Source organism: Pseudomonas syringae group sp. 243L2 (genome assembly GCF_032587875.1).
In the GTDB taxonomy this organism is placed as follows: domain Bacteria; phylum Pseudomonadota; class Gammaproteobacteria; order Pseudomonadales; family Pseudomonadaceae; genus Aquipseudomonas; species Aquipseudomonas amygdali.
This window is the reverse complement of the sequence record NZ_JAWHPL010000036.1, coordinates 1-17,120: the sequence shown is the minus strand read 5'-3', so window position 1 is coordinate 17,120 and position 17,120 is coordinate 1. Positions and strand designations below refer to the sequence as shown.

The 17,120-nt window shown below is 57.8% G+C and carries 20 protein-coding genes; 14 read left to right on the top strand and 6 right to left on the bottom strand.

The genetic code is table 11. The features are described from left to right. Positions 1-22: 22 nt before the first annotated feature. The 3 genes from RYB66_RS22720 to RYB66_RS22710 all read right to left on the bottom strand — a co-directional run bounded on the left by RYB66_RS22720 (position 23) and on the right by RYB66_RS22710 (position 1,764). The gene (locus RYB66_RS22720; RefSeq protein ID WP_005734007.1) at positions 23-751 is read right to left on the bottom strand and encodes a TorF family putative porin; all 729 of its coding nucleotides are present in this window, start codon (positions 749-751) and stop codon (positions 23-25) included. A 144-nt stretch (positions 752-895) separates the two neighbouring features. Further along, positions 896-1,408: a hypothetical protein gene (locus RYB66_RS22715; RefSeq protein ID WP_004657591.1), complete on the bottom strand. Its 513-nt coding sequence runs from the start codon at positions 1,406-1,408 to the stop codon at positions 896-898. A gap of 167 nt (positions 1,409-1,575) precedes the next feature. After that, complete coding sequence (locus RYB66_RS22710) at positions 1,576-1,764, bottom strand: hypothetical protein (RefSeq protein ID WP_002554403.1); 189 nt, start codon at positions 1,762-1,764, stop codon at positions 1,576-1,578. 306 nt (positions 1,765-2,070) lie between these two features. Here RYB66_RS22710 and RYB66_RS22705 point away from each other — a divergent pair, with 306 nt between their 5' ends. Continuing rightward, complete coding sequence (locus RYB66_RS22705) at positions 2,071-2,907, top strand: S1 RNA-binding domain-containing protein (protein WP_002554402.1); 837 nt, start codon at positions 2,071-2,073, stop codon at positions 2,905-2,907. A gap of 38 nt (positions 2,908-2,945) precedes the next feature. Continuing rightward, positions 2,946-3,347, top strand: coding sequence for a DUF2177 family protein (locus RYB66_RS22700; RefSeq protein ID WP_002554401.1), 402 nt, complete (start codon positions 2,946-2,948; stop codon positions 3,345-3,347). A gap of 78 nt (positions 3,348-3,425) precedes the next feature. Here the strand turns inward: RYB66_RS22700 and RYB66_RS22695 are convergent, their stop codons facing one another. Continuing rightward, positions 3,426-3,806, bottom strand: a complete 381-nt coding sequence (locus RYB66_RS22695) for a hypothetical protein (protein ID WP_002554400.1) — start codon at positions 3,804-3,806, stop codon at positions 3,426-3,428. 245 nt (positions 3,807-4,051) lie between these two features. Between RYB66_RS22695 and RYB66_RS22690 the strand changes: the two genes are divergently transcribed. From RYB66_RS22690 to def, 3 genes are all read left to right on the top strand, one after another. Continuing rightward, positions 4,052-4,243: a CsbD family protein gene (locus RYB66_RS22690; RefSeq protein WP_002554399.1), complete on the top strand. Its 192-nt coding sequence runs from the start codon at positions 4,052-4,054 to the stop codon at positions 4,241-4,243. Between the two features lie 226 nt (positions 4,244-4,469). Beyond that, positions 4,470-5,438, top strand: a complete 969-nt coding sequence (locus RYB66_RS22685) for a YihY/virulence factor BrkB family protein (RefSeq protein WP_002554398.1) — start codon at positions 4,470-4,472, stop codon at positions 5,436-5,438. Positions 5,439-5,484: 46 nt separating this feature from the next. Continuing rightward, the gene (gene def, locus RYB66_RS22680) at positions 5,485-6,024 is read left to right on the top strand and encodes a peptide deformylase (RefSeq protein ID WP_005746272.1); all 540 of its coding nucleotides are present in this window, start codon (positions 5,485-5,487) and stop codon (positions 6,022-6,024) included. Positions 6,025-6,048: 24 nt separating this feature from the next. Here the strand turns inward: def and RYB66_RS22675 are convergent, their stop codons facing one another. Continuing rightward, the gene (locus tag RYB66_RS22675; RefSeq protein ID WP_002554396.1) at positions 6,049-6,459 is read right to left on the bottom strand and encodes a GNAT family N-acetyltransferase; all 411 of its coding nucleotides are present in this window, start codon (positions 6,457-6,459) and stop codon (positions 6,049-6,051) included. 121 nt (positions 6,460-6,580) lie between these two features. Between RYB66_RS22675 and RYB66_RS22670 the strand changes: the two genes are divergently transcribed. The 8 genes from RYB66_RS22670 (at position 6,581) to RYB66_RS22635 (ending at position 14,108) form a co-directional block, all read left to right on the top strand. Next, positions 6,581-7,594 (top strand): ABC transporter substrate-binding protein, encoded by a 1,014-nt coding sequence (locus RYB66_RS22670; RefSeq protein WP_005746271.1) that lies wholly within the window; start codon positions 6,581-6,583, stop codon positions 7,592-7,594. Positions 7,595-7,728: 134 nt separating this feature from the next. Next, a complete protein-coding gene (locus RYB66_RS22665) occupies positions 7,729-8,229 on the top strand; it encodes a hypothetical protein (protein ID WP_005746270.1) in 501 nt (166 codons plus the stop codon). Positions 8,230-8,257: 28 nt separating this feature from the next. Further along, entirely contained in the window at positions 8,258-8,695 is a 438-nt protein-coding gene (locus RYB66_RS22660; protein ID WP_002554393.1) for a nucleoside deaminase, read from the top strand. Positions 8,696-9,033: 338 nt separating this feature from the next. After that, positions 9,034-9,855 carry an alpha/beta fold hydrolase gene (locus RYB66_RS22655; protein WP_005746268.1) on the top strand — a complete coding sequence of 274 codons (822 nt, stop codon included), beginning with the start codon at positions 9,034-9,036 and terminating at the stop codon, positions 9,853-9,855. Beyond that, positions 9,845-11,020, top strand: a complete 1,176-nt coding sequence (locus tag RYB66_RS22650) for a PAS domain-containing sensor histidine kinase (protein WP_005779559.1) — start codon at positions 9,845-9,847, stop codon at positions 11,018-11,020. The genes RYB66_RS22655 and RYB66_RS22650 overlap by 11 nt, the downstream gene beginning before the upstream one ends. 116 nt (positions 11,021-11,136) lie before the next feature. Further along, positions 11,137-12,321 (top strand): GAF domain-containing sensor histidine kinase, encoded by a 1,185-nt coding sequence (locus tag RYB66_RS22645; protein ID WP_005746265.1) that lies wholly within the window; start codon positions 11,137-11,139, stop codon positions 12,319-12,321. 240 nt (positions 12,322-12,561) lie between these two features. Further along, entirely contained in the window at positions 12,562-12,882 is a 321-nt protein-coding gene (locus RYB66_RS22640; RefSeq protein ID WP_002552537.1) for a hypothetical protein, read from the top strand. 62 nt (positions 12,883-12,944) lie between these two features. After that, the gene (locus tag RYB66_RS22635; protein ID WP_005746264.1) at positions 12,945-14,108 is read left to right on the top strand and encodes a PQQ-dependent sugar dehydrogenase; all 1,164 of its coding nucleotides are present in this window, start codon (positions 12,945-12,947) and stop codon (positions 14,106-14,108) included. 92 nt (positions 14,109-14,200) lie between these two features. Here the strand turns inward: RYB66_RS22635 and RYB66_RS22630 are convergent, their stop codons facing one another. Next, positions 14,201-14,509 carry a PepSY domain-containing protein gene (locus RYB66_RS22630; protein ID WP_004657615.1) on the bottom strand — a complete coding sequence of 103 codons (309 nt, stop codon included), beginning with the start codon at positions 14,507-14,509 and terminating at the stop codon, positions 14,201-14,203. Positions 14,510-14,810: 301 nt separating this feature from the next. On the opposite strand from RYB66_RS22630, the gene RYB66_RS22625 reads away from it, so the two are divergent. Beyond that, positions 14,811-16,985 (top strand): TonB-dependent siderophore receptor, encoded by a 2,175-nt coding sequence (locus tag RYB66_RS22625; RefSeq protein WP_005746263.1) that lies wholly within the window; start codon positions 14,811-14,813, stop codon positions 16,983-16,985. Positions 16,986-17,120: the final 135 nt, after the last annotated feature.

Here is a 17,120-nt window from a genome sequence, read left to right as displayed (position 1 = left end):
GCAGTTCAACCGGTTTGAGCCTTTAAAAGAACGAGCGCACCGCTTTGAGCGTAAACGTCCCTTCACAGCGCGCGTTGTGGCCGCTGTAGACACTGCAATCGCCGCCGCTCAGGCTTGAGCCGCTGTAGATGAGGTTCATGTCAATGCCCAGCCAGGGGCGTGACAGGTTAAGCGACCAGTCGTTGAAACCGTTGATCAACCCGCCGTCGGCGGAAGACTGCGGGGTGTCGAACTGATGATTGGCGTATTGCATGCGCACGCCCACACCCAGTTGCTCGATAGCCCCAAGGTCGACAAATACCGTGCTGTCGCGTGTGCCAACATCGTTACTGAATGCTGCGCCGATGCGGCTGTTTCGCATGCGCAGTCCGGCGTAGAACTCGTGACTGTCGATCTGGCTGGTATCGGGGTAGCTGTAACGAATCATCCCCAGTTCATAGCCCAAGGTATTATCGAAGGGTTTCTTGAAGCCCATGTAGGAGTCAAGTTCCATCCCTGAATCGGAAGCAAAACCCATGTTCGGTGCCCATTGGCCGAAGTAGAAGCCGCTCTCGTGGGTCAGGTCCAGTCCGCCATGAAAAGAGCCCGAGCCGCCGCTGGGCGTCACAAGGCCTTGCGCCATGCTGCGCGTGGGCGTAGTTGCCAGTTTCAGGTCGAAGTCGCCCAAATCCCGCTCCAGAACCTGGGCAGAGACAGACTGACAGACAAGCATGGCGCTGAAAGACAGCACATGTAAGCGATGGCTGAGCATGGCTCACTCCTTGATCTGCGAGGAGTGTGGTCAGGGATGGCGTATCAAAAATGGCTCAGGAGCCGACACAAGCCGCGAGCTAGAGCCTCGCAAGGATACCGTTGAAATGGACCGCGGGCGCACCGTTCGTCGATCCGTTGTGTGTCAGTTAGCCGCAGTGGTGCGCGCCGAGGGGATGACCAGGCCGCGAATCACTACCAGCGCCTGTTGAAATGACGGGTAGCCGCTCTTGGCAACGTCCAGTTGGGAGTACTCGGCCTGGTAACGTTCAGCAAGCTTCGGGTCGCTGACGCTCAGCTGTTGCGAGAGCAGGGCGATGGCCAGTGGATGCTTGTGCTTTGCCGCAGTCTGCAGCAGTTCGATAATCTGTTTTTGATCGGCCTGCTGGCGGATCAACAGTACGGCCTGGTAGAACTCGGCTTCGCCCGATGCGTCGTCGAGTGCGGCACGGCGCAGCATGGCTTCGGCCAGCTCGTAGTTTTCGCGGTCATCTTCGCTGATCAGCAACTTGGCCTGGAGCATGTCGTTCTGATAAAGCAGATGCCCCGCCCGGCATGGGCTGTCGGTGAGCTGACTGTCATTGGGACCGTTTTCGCAGTGGTGCGATGCGCAGCCGCCAAGGTAGACAAGTGCGCCGAAAAGCATCCAGTTCTTCATTCGAGCATTCCACAAAGGAGATAACGTCCAGAGCGTGATCCAGCTCGTGGTCATAGTGATATCAGAGGAGAGAGTAGCAGCGTGACCGGAAGAATATCCAGCGAAGGATCGTCAATCTAGCGCCTTGAGCGTCAAGGCGCATAGAGATCGACAGGCAGGGCGCGGTTTTACTTTTTACCGAGATTGATCTGCTTGGAAGGTGCGAAGGTCTGGCCACTCACGCCTTTGGCAATTTGCTGGATTTCACCGCCGGACTTCAGGAAAGCTGCAATCTGCGCGTTGATCGAATCGCTCGTTTCAACGGCTGGGGCGGGTTTGGCTTTCGAGTGGGATGCTTTGATACGCATGGCTGCCATTTACCTTCATAAACGTAATACGGCCAGCCAGAGTACAGGAAACGCTTGATTATTGCTTGGCAAATATGGCATTCGCCCGAGGTCGGCCGTTTGGCGGAGCTGCCTGGGCTCTGCGCGATTTAAATCTAACACTCTGTTTTAAAAGACAAGTTTATGACTGGTAGCCTTTGTGCTGCCCGAGCGAGTCAAGCCGTTTCGATCGGGGAAACTGACGAGTGGAGGCTATGTCGGCACCTTCTGCCACGCGGCGCGAACCCGGCGGTAAAGTCGGGTAGAATGCCGCCCACGCAATGAGGGTATCTGGAAATGGCTTTAATCGGGCGCTACAACAGCTTGCAAATCGTCAAGCACACGAACTTCGGTCTGTATCTGGACGGTGCGCAGGATGGTGAAATCCTTCTGCCCAATCGGTACATCCCCAAGGATATTCCTACTGAAGATGAAGACTGGCTCAATGTGTTCATCTATCTGGACAGCGAAGACAAGCTGATCGCCACCACTGAAAAACCCAAAGTGCAGGTCGGTGAGTTTGCCAGCCTCAAGGTGGTTGAAGTCAACAGCATCGGCGTGTTCCTCGACTGGGGCCTGCCCAAGGACCTGTTGCTGCCGTACTCCGAAGAGAAGCGTACCTTGCAGGCCGGTGAATACTGCGTGGTTCATGTTTACCTCGATAAGCACACGCGGCGCATTACCGCCACCGCGCGCCTGGATCGCTATCTGGACAAAACCCCGGCCAGTTACAGCGTCGGCCAGGAGGTTGACCTGCTGGTCGCCGAAGCGACCGATATGGGTTTCAAGGCGATTATCAACAACAAGCATTGGGGCTTGATTCACAAGAACGAAGTGTTCAAGTTCATGCGCGCCGGCAAGCAGGAAAAGGGCTACATCAAGGAAATCCGTGCCGACGGCAATATCAGCCTGAGCCTGCAGCCGGTGGGCGCAGAAGCAGCGAGCAGCCTGAATTCGAAAATTCTCTCAAAGCTGCGTGAGAACAACGGTACATTGCCAGTCAGCGACAAAAGCGATCCGCAGGTCATCAGCGGCCTGTTCGGGGTCAGCAAAGGTAACTTCAAGAAAGCTATCGGTGCGTTGTACAAACAGGGGCAGATCGTGATTCACGCTGACCGTATCGACCTGGTCTGATAGATCGCCCGGGCCCGGAATTTCATCAAGGACGTCCCATGAAAAGAATACTCACGGCTTACCTCGGCACGTTACTGGCGTTTCTGATCCTCGACGGGTTGTGGCTGGGCGTCCTCATGGGGCCGACCTACCGTGAATGGCTCGGACCGCTGATGCTTGCCACGCCCGTGGCTGGGCCTGCAATAGCGTTCTATCTGCTCTACGGGGCAGGCGTCGTGGTTTTCGGCGTAATGCCCGCGGTCAGAGAGCAGCGACTGAGCCGTGCGACCTTGTTCAGCGGGCTGCTGGGGCTGGTTGCCTACGGTACTTATGACCTGACCAACTGGGCCACCTTGCAGGGCTGGCCTGCGCAACTGGCGCTGATAGACCTTGCGTGGGGCACGGTGGTGTCGGCATTGGCCGGGACGGCGGGGTATCTGGCGGTGCGTCGGTTTACGTGAAGCGGCAGGCCGGGATGAGGTTGCCGATTGGCAACTTTCATCCCGAGCCGTGCGGGAACGTGACGACTGCTGGTGGAGCTATTTTTGCAAGAAGGCGGCAAAACCCAGGTTGCTGCCCTTGGGGCGCATGTCCTTGAGGAATGAATCCTTGTCGGCGCTCAGCTCCAGGCTGACGGTCGGCTTGCGTTTGTCCGCATTGCGCACTTCAAGGCCTTCCATGTGATCGCGCATGAACACCGTGGTCACTTTCAGGTGCAGCAACTGGTCGGTTTCAGGTGTGTGCAGCAGCAAGTGCAGCCATTCGTACTGACCCACTTGCAGGCGCGGCACAGGCAGGTCGAACCACCAGATGTTTCTTTTTGGGTCCAGCACGGCGAAGTGCGTGTTATTGACGCCGAGCACCGCGCCGCCCAAGTCCTGGTTTCTGCGTGCAATGGCCAGCTTTTTATCGAGTTTCATAACGTTCCTGTGCATCGGTTTGTTCAGCGTGTCGGCCCTGCCGGACAACAGTGGCGCGCATTCTCGCACAAACTTCGATGCAAACTCGCCGTCGGCGGCGCTAAAAACGCGCCATTGCACATGGCAGACGAGTGGCATCAGCCGGCCAGAAAATAGTTGAAACTCTTCGCGACAGCCGCAGGTCAACCATTTTGTCGAGTACGACATCCGATTCCAGCGCGGTCTTCAGACCCAGGAGATTCACGATGAGCAGCACCAGCGATAAAGCCAAAGGTATGGCCAACGAAGCCGTTGGTAACGTCAAGCAGGCTGTTGGCAAGGCTACCGACAACACCAAACTGCGGGCTGAAGGCAAGGCGCAAGAGCTGAAAGGCGAAGGCCAGCAAGCCAAAGGCAAAGCCAAGGACGCGATCAAGAAGGGCGTGGACAAGGCTTGAGTCGAGTGGTCCCGGGGCTTTCATTTCGGGATCAGGCAAGACCGATAACGGCCATCCGCGGATGGCCGTTATGCTTTCTGCTCTGCGGGACTGAAACCTTTCACGACCTGTCCAGTCAATGTGCCATCGGTATTCGCATCTCTGCGCCACATACGGGACACTGCATGCATGAAGTACCGGTTTTCAGGATGTGAGGTTTTCCAGTAAGGGAGCGAGAGGAAGCGCCATGATTTTCCCCCATTTGCGTAAATTGAAAGTCAGCAAGGTGCTGGTGAGAACCGTCAACGAGTTCCTCGACGACGAGATGTCCACCTACGCCTCGGCACTGGCTTATCAGATGCTGTTCTCTCTGTTTCCGTTTCTGCTGTTTCTGATCGCATTGATCGGCTTTCTGCACCTGCCGGACTTTTTTTCCTGGTTGCGGCTGCAATCGGAATTCCTCTTGCCGCCCCAGGCGCTCGAGCAGGTCAACCCGGTCATCGACCAGTTGCAACAGTCCAAGGGTGGCCTGCTGTCCATCGGTATCGTGATCGCGCTGTGGACTGCTTCAGCAGGTGTGCGCCTGATGATGAGTGCCATGAACGCTGCCTACGACGTGGTCGAAGGGCGGCCTATCTGGAAGCGCCTCCCGCTGTCGATCCTGTATACCGTAGGCATTGCCGGCATGTTGCTCGCGGCCGCAGCTTTCATGGTGCTGGGGCCGCAAGTGATGAACTGGATTGCAGCCCAGATCGGCATGGAAGACTTCATCGTGACGCTGTGGACCATCCTGCGCTGGCCGGCGATCATCATTCTGCTGATGGTTGCGGTGGCGCTGATCTATTACGTGATGCCTGACGTCAAACAGGAGTTTCGCTTTATTACCCCAGGCTCGGTGCTGGCGGTGGTGGTATGGATCGTTGCTTCACTGGCGTTTGGTTTTTACGTCAAGACCTTTGCCGATTACAACGCGATGTACGGCAGTATCGGCGCGATCATTGTCCTGTTGCTGTACTTCTATATTTCGGCTGCCGTGCTGTTGCTGGGGGCTGAAATGAATGCGGTGATCGAGCATATGTCCGCCGAAGGCAAGGACGCAGGCGAGAAGGAAGCCGGTGACGGGCTGGGCGAGGAAAGCAGCGAAACAGGCAAACAGCACGTTTCCGGCCTGGGCCGCGATCACTCGGTGCCACTGCAGAAGGCTGACGAAACCTGATCGCGTTCTGTGGCAAGATTGCTTTTTAGGCAAGGAACACGCAGCCATGATCCGTAGCATCCTGAAAATGGGCGATGAGCGCCTGTTGCGCATCGCCCCTCCGGTGCCCGCAGACATGTTCGGCAGCAGCAAACTCAACACGCTGATTGCCGATATGTTCGAGACCATGCACAGCGTGGGCGGTGTGGGCCTTGCCGCACCGCAGATCGGCATTGATCTGCAACTGGTCATTTTCGGTTTCGAGCGCAGCGAGCGCTATCCCCAGGCCGAGGCGGTCCCGCAGACGATCCTGCTTAACCCACTGATTACCCCATTGAGCCCGAGCCTGGAAGAGGGTTGGGAAGGGTGCCTGTCGGTGCCCGGGTTACGGGGTATGGTGAATCGTTACCAGAGCATTCGCTATGAAGGTTTTGACCCTGAAGGCCAGCCTGTCGAGCGTGTTGCCCATGGGTTTCATGCGCGGGTCGTGCAGCATGAATGCGACCACCTGATTGGTCGTCTCTACCCGTCGCGCATTACCGATTTCAGCAAGTTCGGCTTCATGGACGTAATGTTCCCGGACATGGACCCCAATGCCGATGAGTGATCACCCGACGGCTCTGCAAAACCGTCAGGCTTCCCGACAGAGCGCAATCAGCGGTTTGCTGCGGCTGTAGCGCATGAATTTCTCGCCGAGGGTGTGTGGTAGACGTTGTGCTGTCTCAAACCCGGCGAGCTGGTAAAACCCCAGCAAATCAGGATGGCAGAACAGCCACACCGGCCCGGCCAGCGGTTGCAGCGCGGCATCGATCAAGCTTCGCGCCACTGTCTTCCCGCGCATGGGGGGCGCTACGAACAGCCCGGTCAGCCAATGTCCCTCAGCGACGGGCGTCAGGCACAAGGCACCGATGATTTCTGCCTGCTTCGCCACCCACGCCTGCCCCTTGCTGGCCGCACGCATCGATGACTGGTGCTCGCGGTAAAACTTGCCCAACAGCGGGCGGCACGCATCGGGTAACGGGTAAAAGCGGATTTCAGACATCGCGGACAGGCTCGGTACGTGGGCTGCGCATCATACAGAGGCTAAAGCCGTCACAACTAATCGCCAACGGCTGCTGTCGATAGTTTCAGACCCGTTTTTTTTCGCGCCATTTGAGGTGAGCATGAAATCGATAACACGACTGTTGGGCTGTTCACTTCTGGCGCTGGGGCTGCTTGGGCAGACAGCAGGGGCGGCTGAAAAAAACGCGCCTATCCAGTTCGGTGCGCTTACCTGGGAAAGTGGCAGCCTGATCACCGAGGTGCTGCGTACCCTTGTCGAGAAAGGCTATGGCTACCGTACTGATACCTTGCCCGGCAGCACCGTCAGCCTGGAAACCGCGCTGGCGAAAAACGACATTCAGGTGATCGCTGAAGAGTGGACCGGACGCAGCCCGGTGTGGGTCAAGGCTGAAGCTGACGGCAAGGTGCTCGGCCTGGGCAACATCGTCAAAGGCGCGACCGAAGGCTGGTGGGTGCCTGAGTACGTGATCAAGGGCGATGCCGCCAAAGGTATCAAACCTGTAGCGCCCGATTTGAAGTCTGTTGCTGACCTGGCGCGTTACAAGGACGTTTTCAAAGACCCTGAATCGCCCGACAAGGGCCGTTTTCTGAACAGCCCGAGCGGTTGGACTTCGGAGATCGTCAACACCCAGAAGCTCAAGGCTTATGGCTTGACAGACAGCTTCGTCAACTTTCGCACCGGCTCGGGCGCGGCGCTGGACGCCGAAGTCGCATCGGCCATCCGCCGTGGCAAACCAGTGCTGTTCTATTACTGGTCACCCACACCCCTGCTGGGCAAGTACAAGCTGATCAAGCTGGAAGAGCCCGCTTTCGATGCAGAAGCCTGGAAAACCCTGACCGACGCCAGTAATCCCAACCCGCGTGGCACCTCTTCGCTGGCGGCGACGCTGTCTATTGGTGTGTCGGCAGAATTCAGCAAGCAATACCCTGAGCTGGTGAGTGTTTTCAAAAACGTCGATTTCCCGATTGATCTGCTCAACCGGACATTGGGTGAAATGAGTGACAAACATGAGGACCCCGGCGTGGCCTCCGCCAGGTTCCTCAAGCAGCACCCCGAGGTCTGGAAAGCCTGGTTACCAGCCGATGTTGCCGCCAAAGTCAGTCACAGTCTGTGACTGTTGCGCTGCAAGGATCATGGAAGGGGCATAGCTGATAACGTCATCAATGGCCGGTATACGACGTGTCGGGTGGTAAAGCCCTGCCGAGCTGTTAAGTTCAAGACTCAGTCAATTCATGCTCAGGAGGAGCCATGGCTGATTACATCCAGGGCTCGCGAGGTGCGTGGCAGACCTGTCTGGCACTCATGGCCTGCCTGTGCCTGGACGCGATGCACCCGGTCAATGCTGAAGAAGCGGATGACATGGCGCTGGCGTTGGTGGAACAGCGAAATCTGGGCGAAGGTCTGGCGTGGCTGGGTTATCAGGTCGCCTCGCGCACAGCGACGTTTGCCGGTATCGTGCAAGCAATTGGCAAGACCGAAGCTCAGGAACTGGTGCAAAAAGAGTTGCAGCGCCTGAAACCTGAGTATCAATCGCAATGGGACCGCAATCTGGCAGCGGCCTATGCCCATTCATTTACGGCCGAGGAATTGCGTTCGCTCAATCAGGGCGAGGACTCGCCTTCCCTGGTGAGCAGATTCAGAGCCAGAAACACCCAGGTCAGTGCCGACATGAAAGCCCGGTCCTCGGAGCTGCTGGGACAATTCGTAAGTCGTGCGCTGGGCAACGCTCAGGCAGCACTGCAACGCTGACATCCATTCGATGATATGAGGCAAAACCATGGACGCATTCATGCAGGCTGCAATCGATGAGGCACAACTAGGGCTGAAGGAAGGTGGAATCCCCATCGGCTCGGTCATTGTTCACGAGGGCAAGATCATTGGTCGGGGGCATAACCGCCGTGTGCAAGAGGGCAGTGCAACCAGGCACGGCGAAATGGATGCCCTCGAAAACGCCGGTCGCCAACCGGCCCGCGTGTACCGTGACGCGGTGCTCTATACCACGCTGTCTCCTTGTGCGATGTGCAGCGGGGCGATCCTGCTCTACGGCATTCGCAAGGTGATCGTCGGCGAGAACCAGTCGTTCATGGGCGAGGAAGAATTGCTACGCTCGCGTGGCGTGCAGATCGAGGTGCTTGATAACCAGGAGTGCAAGCACATGATGCAGGGCTTCATCGCCAGCAAGCCTGAGTTGTGGAACGAAGATATCGGCGAGTAAGGGGGGTGAAACCTCCAGGTCATGAGTCCGAGAACGGGCTCGGACCAGCGCAATTGCCACAATAGTCATCGCGATACTTGCCTGCCGTGCCAATGCTCTGCGTTGGCATGCCTTTGGTGAGATTCTGCGTCACACATCCTCAGCCTGGCGAGGCAGCGTGCATAACCGACGCTCAGGCCTCAATGGCCCGACCCTGATCATCGATCAATAATCTTCTTCCGCTCCGGACTTAAAGTGCTGTTTGTGCCACTAGTGTGCCTTTAACGGTGATAATCTCCTCTCATCATCATTACGGTATACACAACAGGCCGATTGCCTGGTTATTTTCGGAGCCCGATATGTCGGTCCAACAGCGCAATAACGTCAATATCGTGGGCGACGGACCGGCCACTCTGATTTTTGCTCATGGATTCGGCTGTGATCAGCACATGTGGCGCTTCATGGCTCCGCACTTCGCCGAACGCTTCAAGGTTATTCTGTTCGACCTGGTAGGCAGCGGAGATTCCGACGTGTCGGCCTGGTACCCGCACAAATATGCGTCACTCAAGGGCTATGCAAGCGACTTACTGGAACTGGTCGACGAGTTCGCCGGAGACGGGCCGATTGTGCATGTCGGGCACTCGGTCAGTTGCATGATTGCGGTGCTTGCTGAACTTCAGTCACCCGGCCGGTTCGACGGCCATATCATGGTGGGTCCATCGCCTCATTACCTCAACGACGGTGATTACGTCGGCGGCTTCACTCGCGCTGATATCGACTCGTTGCTTGAGACGCTGGAAAGCAATTACCTGGGCTGGTCCAGCACCATGGCGCCGACACTCATGGGCGCCTCTGACCGGCCTGAACTGGGTGAAGAGCTTGCCAGCAGCTTCCGTCGTACCAATGCCGAGATTGCCAGGCAGTTTGCCCGCGTAACCTTTCTTTCCGACCATCGTGCCGATGTCGCGAAACTCAAAAGCAAGACGCTGATCATGCAAAGCAGTGACGATCTGGTGGTGCCGGTGCAGGTTGGCGAGTACCTGCACCGTGTCATTGCCGACAGCACCTTGCACATGATCGACAACGTGGGGCATTACCCGCACATGAGCGCGCCGCAGGAATGCATAACCGCCATGAATCAGTTTCTGGCGTCTTACGAGAGCGCTGCACATGACGGTTGAACAGGTGAGTCTGCCAGTCCCAGAAGACCTGTACGAACATGCGGCCTGCGGTCTGTTGGTTACCTTGCCCAATGGCACCATTGAGCGTGCCAATCTGACGTTCTGCCGCTGGCTGGGCCTTGAGCGTGAAACTGTTCTGGGTCGCCGCTTTCAAGACCTGCTGAGTCTGGCAGGCAAAGTCTTCCTGCAAACCCACTGGGCGCCGCTGTTACAGACCCAAGGGTCGATTGCCGAGGTCAAGGTTGAATTGATCCATGCCGATGGCCGCGCCATTCCCATGATGCTCAATGCCGTACGCCGCGAGCATCCGACCGGGGTTTTGCATGAAGTGGCGGTGTTCATGGCCGAGGAGCGCAACAAGTACGAACGTGAACTGCTTGCTGCGCGCAAGATCGCCGAAGAGCTGTTGCAGCAACAGATGACTGTTCAGACAGAACTTACCTCGGCACGCAATCGCCTGCGTCTGGCTCACGCCGAGGCTGAAATACGGGCCATTTTTGCCGAGCAGATGATTGGCATCGTCAGCCACGACCTGCGTAACCCGCTGGCGGCAATCAAGATGGCGGCCGGGCTGCTGGAGCGCACGCAACTCGAGTCGCGACAAGAACGAATCCTCGGGCACATCCACCACTCCACTGATCGGGCCGACCGCATGATTGTGGATCTGCTGGATTTTACTCATGCCCGCGTCGGCAGCGGTATTGCCGTGGTCCCTCAGGCTATCGATCTGCACGCGGTTGTTGCTCGAGGCGTCGAAGAGCTGCGCCAGGTTTTCCCGCACAGGGTGCTGACGCATCGCAGCGAAGGACAGGGTGCGTGCTTGGCGGATCCGGATCGTCTCCTGCAAATGCTCGGCAATCTGGTGAGCAACGCCATCAACTATGGCACGGACGGCAGCGAGGTTTTGATCACGTCGTCCTTCGATACCTGGCTGATCAAGCTGTCGGTGCACAACGTCGGCGAACCGATACCGATGGAGAAGGTGGACGACCTGTACGAACCCGTCGTACGGGTGGTCAGTGACAGTGACGAAACCCGCACAGTCGGGCTTGGCCTGTTCATTGTTCGTGAGATCGTTCGAGCCCATCTGGGTGAGGTGACGGTTCGCTCGTCGGTTGAGGAGGGTACAACGTTCACCGTGGCCTTCCCGCGTCCTCCTGCATGAGTGAACGTGCGGCCAGGTTTTTTTCGGTCAACGTGGCGTATTCACGGGTGCACAATGATCGTTACAGACCTAAACTAAACGCTGCGCTATTACCTCAAGGCTGATACAGGTTCTCCATGCGGCAATCCATTTCAAATGATGTAGCCAAAATAAGCCGGATCAGCGCGGTTCCGGCCATCCTGCAAGTCATCACCGAATCAACCGGCCTGGGCTTTGCCGCCGTGGCGCGTGTCACCGAAAGTACCTGGATGGCCTGCGCGGTTCTGGACAAGCTGGATTTTGGTTTGAAACCCGGCGGCGAGCTGGAACTCAGCAGCACAATCTGCCACGAGATTCGCAGCTCCCAGAAGGCTGTGGTGATTGATCATGTCGCTGAGGATCCGCTGTTTTGTGAGCACCATACGCCGCGGTTATACAACTTCCAGAGTTACATATCGGTGCCGATCTTCCTCTCCAATGGCACCTTTTTCGGCACTATCTGTGCGCTGGACCCCAAACCCGCCAAGCTGACGGGTACCCCCATCGAGTCGATGATGGCGTCTTTTGCGCGTCTTCTGGCACTGCAGATCGAGGCCGAGGAAAACCTGCAGCAAGTGCGTGAAGACCTTCTGGCCGAGCGTGAGGTGGCAGAGCTGCGCGAGCAGTTCATCGCCGTTCTGGGGCACGACCTGCGCAACCCTTTGTTTGCGATCAATGCCAGTGCCGAATTGCTGCTGCGTCGGCCACTGGATGAAAAGGCCCTGCAAGTCGTGCAACACATCCTGACGTCTGGCAAACGCGCCTCGCAACTGGTCGACGACGTGCTCGACTTTGCCCGTGGCCGCATGGGACATGGTATTCCGCTGAGCATGCACGATGCACACGGGCTGGATGAAACGCTTGAGCATGTTGTGTCAGAGATACGCCGCGTTCACCCGTCCCGGCTGATCAAGTCGGATATAAAGATGCTGGAGCGTATTCGCTGCGACCACGAGCGGATCGCACAATTGCTGTCCAATCTGGTGTCCAACGCGATCAGTCACGGCGATCCCCAAAGCCCGGTCGAGGTGACAGCGGGCGTGCGCGGTGATCTGTTTCTACTCAGCGTTACCAATCAGGGCGAGCCGATACCCGAGTCCGTTCGTTCGCAGTTGTTCCTCCCTTACTCACGGCCAATCACCGACGCGCCGCAAGCCGGGCTAGGCCTGGGGCTCTATATCGCCAGCGAGATAGCCGTGGCGCATGGCGGTACGCTTGAAGTGTGCTCGACACAAGAGCAGGGCACTGTCTTCACGTTCAGGATGCCTTTGAAGTCGGCGTAGATACGCCCGCAAACCACGATGTGTGATCTGTGCGTGGCGCTTCCTTGCCCTGCGCCAGGGCCAAGCCTGCGTGGCGTCGCGCATGGCTGAAGGTATGCGCTTTGACCATCCTTGTTACAAACTCTCACACCGCTATGCTTGCTCATCGACACTGTCGGGTCGAACCTGAGGCCTGGGCTGCCGTCAAAGGCCTGAGTCTTCACGGTTACCCCGCAGTTTCACCTTTGTCAAGAGGTAGTGATGAACAGTTTTTTGCGCAATCTTGTAGGGGGCGTGCTGGTTGCGTCATGTGGCATCGGTGCTGTTCAGGCGCAGACACTGCCAAACAGCACACTCAACAACGGCGCCAGCAGCAACCCCTATAACAGCCCGATCAAGCGCTCCAACCCCAACAGCCGTCAGGGCACCGAGTCAATCACGCCCCGCGCGCCCGGCTCCAATATTGCGCCGCCTGTGCGCAGGCCTACGCTGGAGAACGGCGGTATCGGCAACGGCTACCCCACGCGCCAGAATGCTCCGCGTCCCTCTACGCCGACAACCGACCCCAGCCGCGCCAACTGAATCTTCAACCAAGCGAGCCCGTTTCACCGCGGGACGTCGACTCAATGCATAAGGAAACGCTCATGCTTAGAAAAACCCTGATCGCCACTTGGTGTGCTGCTGCCATTCTGAGCCTGCCGCTGACGGCAAGCGCCGCCCCGGAAACCTACAAAAGCGAACAAGGCACCGTCACGGTCACCCCGGTTGCCGAAGGTCTGGATCACCCATGGGCACTGGCATTTCTGCCTGACAAGCAGGGCATTCTGGTGACGGAGCGCTCCGGCAACCTGCGTATCGTGTCGGCGGACGGCAAATTATCCGAGCCGCTTTCCGGTGTGCCGCAAGTCTGGGCAAGAAAGCAGGGTGGTCTGCTCGACGTTGTGCTTTCCCCGGACTTCGCCAAGGACCGCATGGTCTATCTGACCTACTCCGAAGGCAGTGGCAAAACCGCTGCCGAGGGAGATACTGCGGGTACTGCGGCAGGGCGTGGTCGTCTGTCCAAAGACATGACCCGTTTGGAAGACTTCGAGGTTATCTTCCGCCAGGAACCGAAACTCTCGGTGGGCAACCACTTCGGCGCGCGGATGGTATTCGATCGCGACGGTTATCTGTTTATCGCGCTGGGCGAAAACAATGATCGTCCTACTGCGCAAGACCTGGACAAGCTGCAAGGCAAGATCGTACGTATCTACCCGGATGGTAGTGTGCCGAAAGACAACCCTTTTGTCGGGCAGAAAAACGTCCGGCCCGAGATCTGGTCCTACGGCCATCGCAACCAGCAGGGCGCAGCGCTCAACCCGTGGACCGGTACGTTGTGGACCAACGAGCATGGGCCCAAGGGCGGCGATGAATTGAACATCATCGAGCGTGGCCAGAATTACGGCTGGCCGATTGCGACCCACGGTATCAATTATTCGGGCGAGCCGATTCCGGAAGCCAAAGGCAAGTTTGTCGAAGGCACAAAAGTACCGTTTCAGGTCTGGGAAGTGTCACCGGGCATCAGCGGTATGGCGTTCTATGACCACAGCCTGTTCAAGGCGTGGGATCACAATCTGTTCATCGGCGCGCTGGCCACTGAGGAATTGATCAGGCTGCAATTTGATGGCGACAAGATCGTTCATGAAGAACGGCTGTTGAAAGGCATGAAACAGCGGATACGCGATGTGCGTCAGGGGCCTGACGGTTACTTGTATTTGTTGACGGATGAAGACAAGGGGAAGTTACTGAAAGTCGGGTTGGCTCAGTAATAGCCTGTTAAACCTTTGAAAAAGAAAACTCCCACAATGTAGTGGGAGTTTTCTTATTGTTTCTCGGAGCGATAACTGTTGGGGCAGTCGGATCAGTTATCCTTTGCGTCACGTACTACTTCGCCCGTCTTGGCATCGACGTCGTAGTTCCATTCCACACCCTTGGCGTCTTTCAGTTCGATCTTATAGACCAGGCGGCCGTCGCGTTCTTTTTCCAGCTCGGTATCGTGGACCGTGAAGCCTGTGTGCTTGGCAACGGCCTGCTTGTTGAACTGTTCAAAGTCACCCAATGCCTGAGACTTGTAAAGGCGGATCACTTCATCGGGACCAACGTCGGCCTGGGCGGCACCTGCAACAGCAGTGAGGGCAACAGCGGCGAAGACGGCAGGCATAAGTTTCATAGGGTATTCCTTTCTGATTGATCTGTTTCAATGGATTCGTGACACGCTGATTGGTTCAGCGGTTTTGTTGAATTCAGATTAGCCACACTTACTTAATTCACGCTTAATTATTCCGGTGCGCAACGTGTTTTGCGGTGGCTTCTTTCCCCTGATACGTAAGTAGAGTTTTTCCGCGTCATTCGTTTACCGGCAGACCGTCACGTAAAGGTTGAAAAAAACCGGCAGTGAACGTAAAAGGTTGGCCCCCTGCCGGAAGGTGCATCGCGTCTGTCCAGGCACCTGTCCTTGCGGAGTCTGATCGATGAGTACGCCCTACCGACCTGCCATGCGTCATGCCTGGCGATTGTTACCGTTGGGCATGGCTGTTGCCTCGCCGCTAATGGCTGCGGATCCGCTCACTCTGGACGCGGTCAACGTGACCGGGTTCAGCGAACAGGAAGGTGCCAGCGACTATAAAGCTGGTCGGGCGTCGATTTACGGGTTTGATCAGGCTTCGCTGCTGGACACGCCTGCCTCGGTTTCAGTGTTCAGCGAAGCGCTGATCAAGGACCGTCAGGCAAAACTGCTGAGTGACGTGCTGCGCAACGATGCCTCGGTCGGCGACGGCTATGCGCCGGTAGGCTATTACGAAAACTTTGTGGTGCGCGGCTTCTCGTTGAACGCGGCCAACAGTTATCGCATCAACGGCCGCAGCATTGCCGGCGAGCAGAACGTGGCGCTGGAGAACAAGCAGCAGGTCGAGTTGCTCAAGGGGCTGTCCGGCTTGCAGAGCGGCGTTTCAGAGCCCGGTGGTGTCATCAACTACCAGACCAAGCGCGCGCAGGATGTCCGCTCGGTAACGGTCTCTACCAACGAACACGGCGAGCGCTACCTCGCGACCGATGTCGGCGGCTGGTTCGGCAGCGAACAGCAGTTCGGGCTGCGCGCCAACCTGGCCCATGAAGACATTCGCTCGTACGTCGAGCACGCCGATGGCCAGCGTGATTTCGCCTCGCTGGCCTTCGACTGGAACATCAGCGAGCGCGCCTTGCTGCAACTCGACATCGAGTATCAGAGCAAAGAGCAGCGCTCGGTGCCCGGTTATCAATTGCTCGGCGGCACGGTGCTGCCTCACGACGCCTCGCCACGCAAGCTGCTGGGCTATCAACACTGGTCCAACCCGGTGGGCATCGACTCGCTGAACATGAACGGGCGTTTCGAATACCGGTTCAACGACAGCTGGAAGGGCAGCCTGAGTGCGTCGCGCAGTCGCGTGGTCATTGATGACTACAGCGCCTTCGCGTGGGGCTGTTACGGCTCGGCCAGCTGCGCAGCCGAAGCGGTACCCAACCACTTCAGCGCCGAGGGTGGCTACGACATCTACGACTTCCGCAGCCCGGACGACACGCGCCGTAACGACGAGGTCGAAGCGGCAATGTCCGGTACGTTCAATACCGGATCACTGGGGCACGAGCTGACCTTCGGCACCAGCGCCTACCGCCGCACCGTGGACACGCGCGGGACCTTCAATGAATTCGTCGGCTCAGGCACGATCAACGAGTCGCCTGAATCGGTGGCACCGTCGCCTTTGACACTGCCACATACCGAGCGCCGTCTGGACAGCCGCCAGTACGGGCTGTTTATCACCGACCGGATCAGTTTCAACGAGCACTGGCAGACCGTGCTGGGCGGGCGACAAGTGCGGCTCGACGAGCAGGCGTTTACCGAAGACGGCAGCGACGCAAGACACACCGAGCGTTACGTGTTCCTGCCGCAGGCGGCATTGATCTACAAACCGGTGGACAACGTTTCGCTCTACACCAGCTACAGCAAAGGCCTCTCGCTGGGCGGGACAGCTGCCTGGTTTACTACCAACGCCAGTGAAATTCTTGCGCCCACCGTGTCTCGACAACTGGAAGCGGGTATCAAGTATGACTGGCAGCGTATGAGCCTGACGGCCGCAGTGTTTCAAGCCCGTCAGGCTTACCAGTATTCCAGGCCCAACGATGACGGCACGTTTACCTATGTGCAGCAAGGCGAGCAGAAAAACACCGGGCTTGAACTGGGCGCGAGTGGCTGGGTGACCGACCGCCTGCAGATATCCGCCAGTGCGGCGGCCATCCGGGCGCGAGTCGAGGGCAGCGGCACCGACGCCTACGACGATCACCAGGCCCTCAATGTGCCCAAATACCGTGGCACCCTGCAAGCTGACTATAGCCTGCCGGTGACCGGGCTCGCCTTACTCGGCGGGATGCAGTATAGCGCCAGCAAGTACGCTGACCGTGAAGGCTCCGTGCAGGTCAATGGCTACACACTGTTCAATATCGGCAGCCGTTACAGCACCCGAATCAGCGGCTACGACACTGTCCTGCGCCTGACCGTCGACAACCTTTTCGACAAACGCTACTGGCGTGATGCCGGGGAGTATCTGGGTGACGACTACCTATTCATGGGCGCACCCAGAACGGCGAGATTGTCGGCCACTGTCAACTTTTAGTGACGGGCTCTACTGCACGGAGCGTTGGCACGATCGTCGGGATTCTCGTTCCACACGCTCCAGCGTGGGAGTGCAGTTCTCGACGCTCTGCGTCGTCAAGAGGACGCGGAGCGTCCAGAAACGGCATGCGACGCG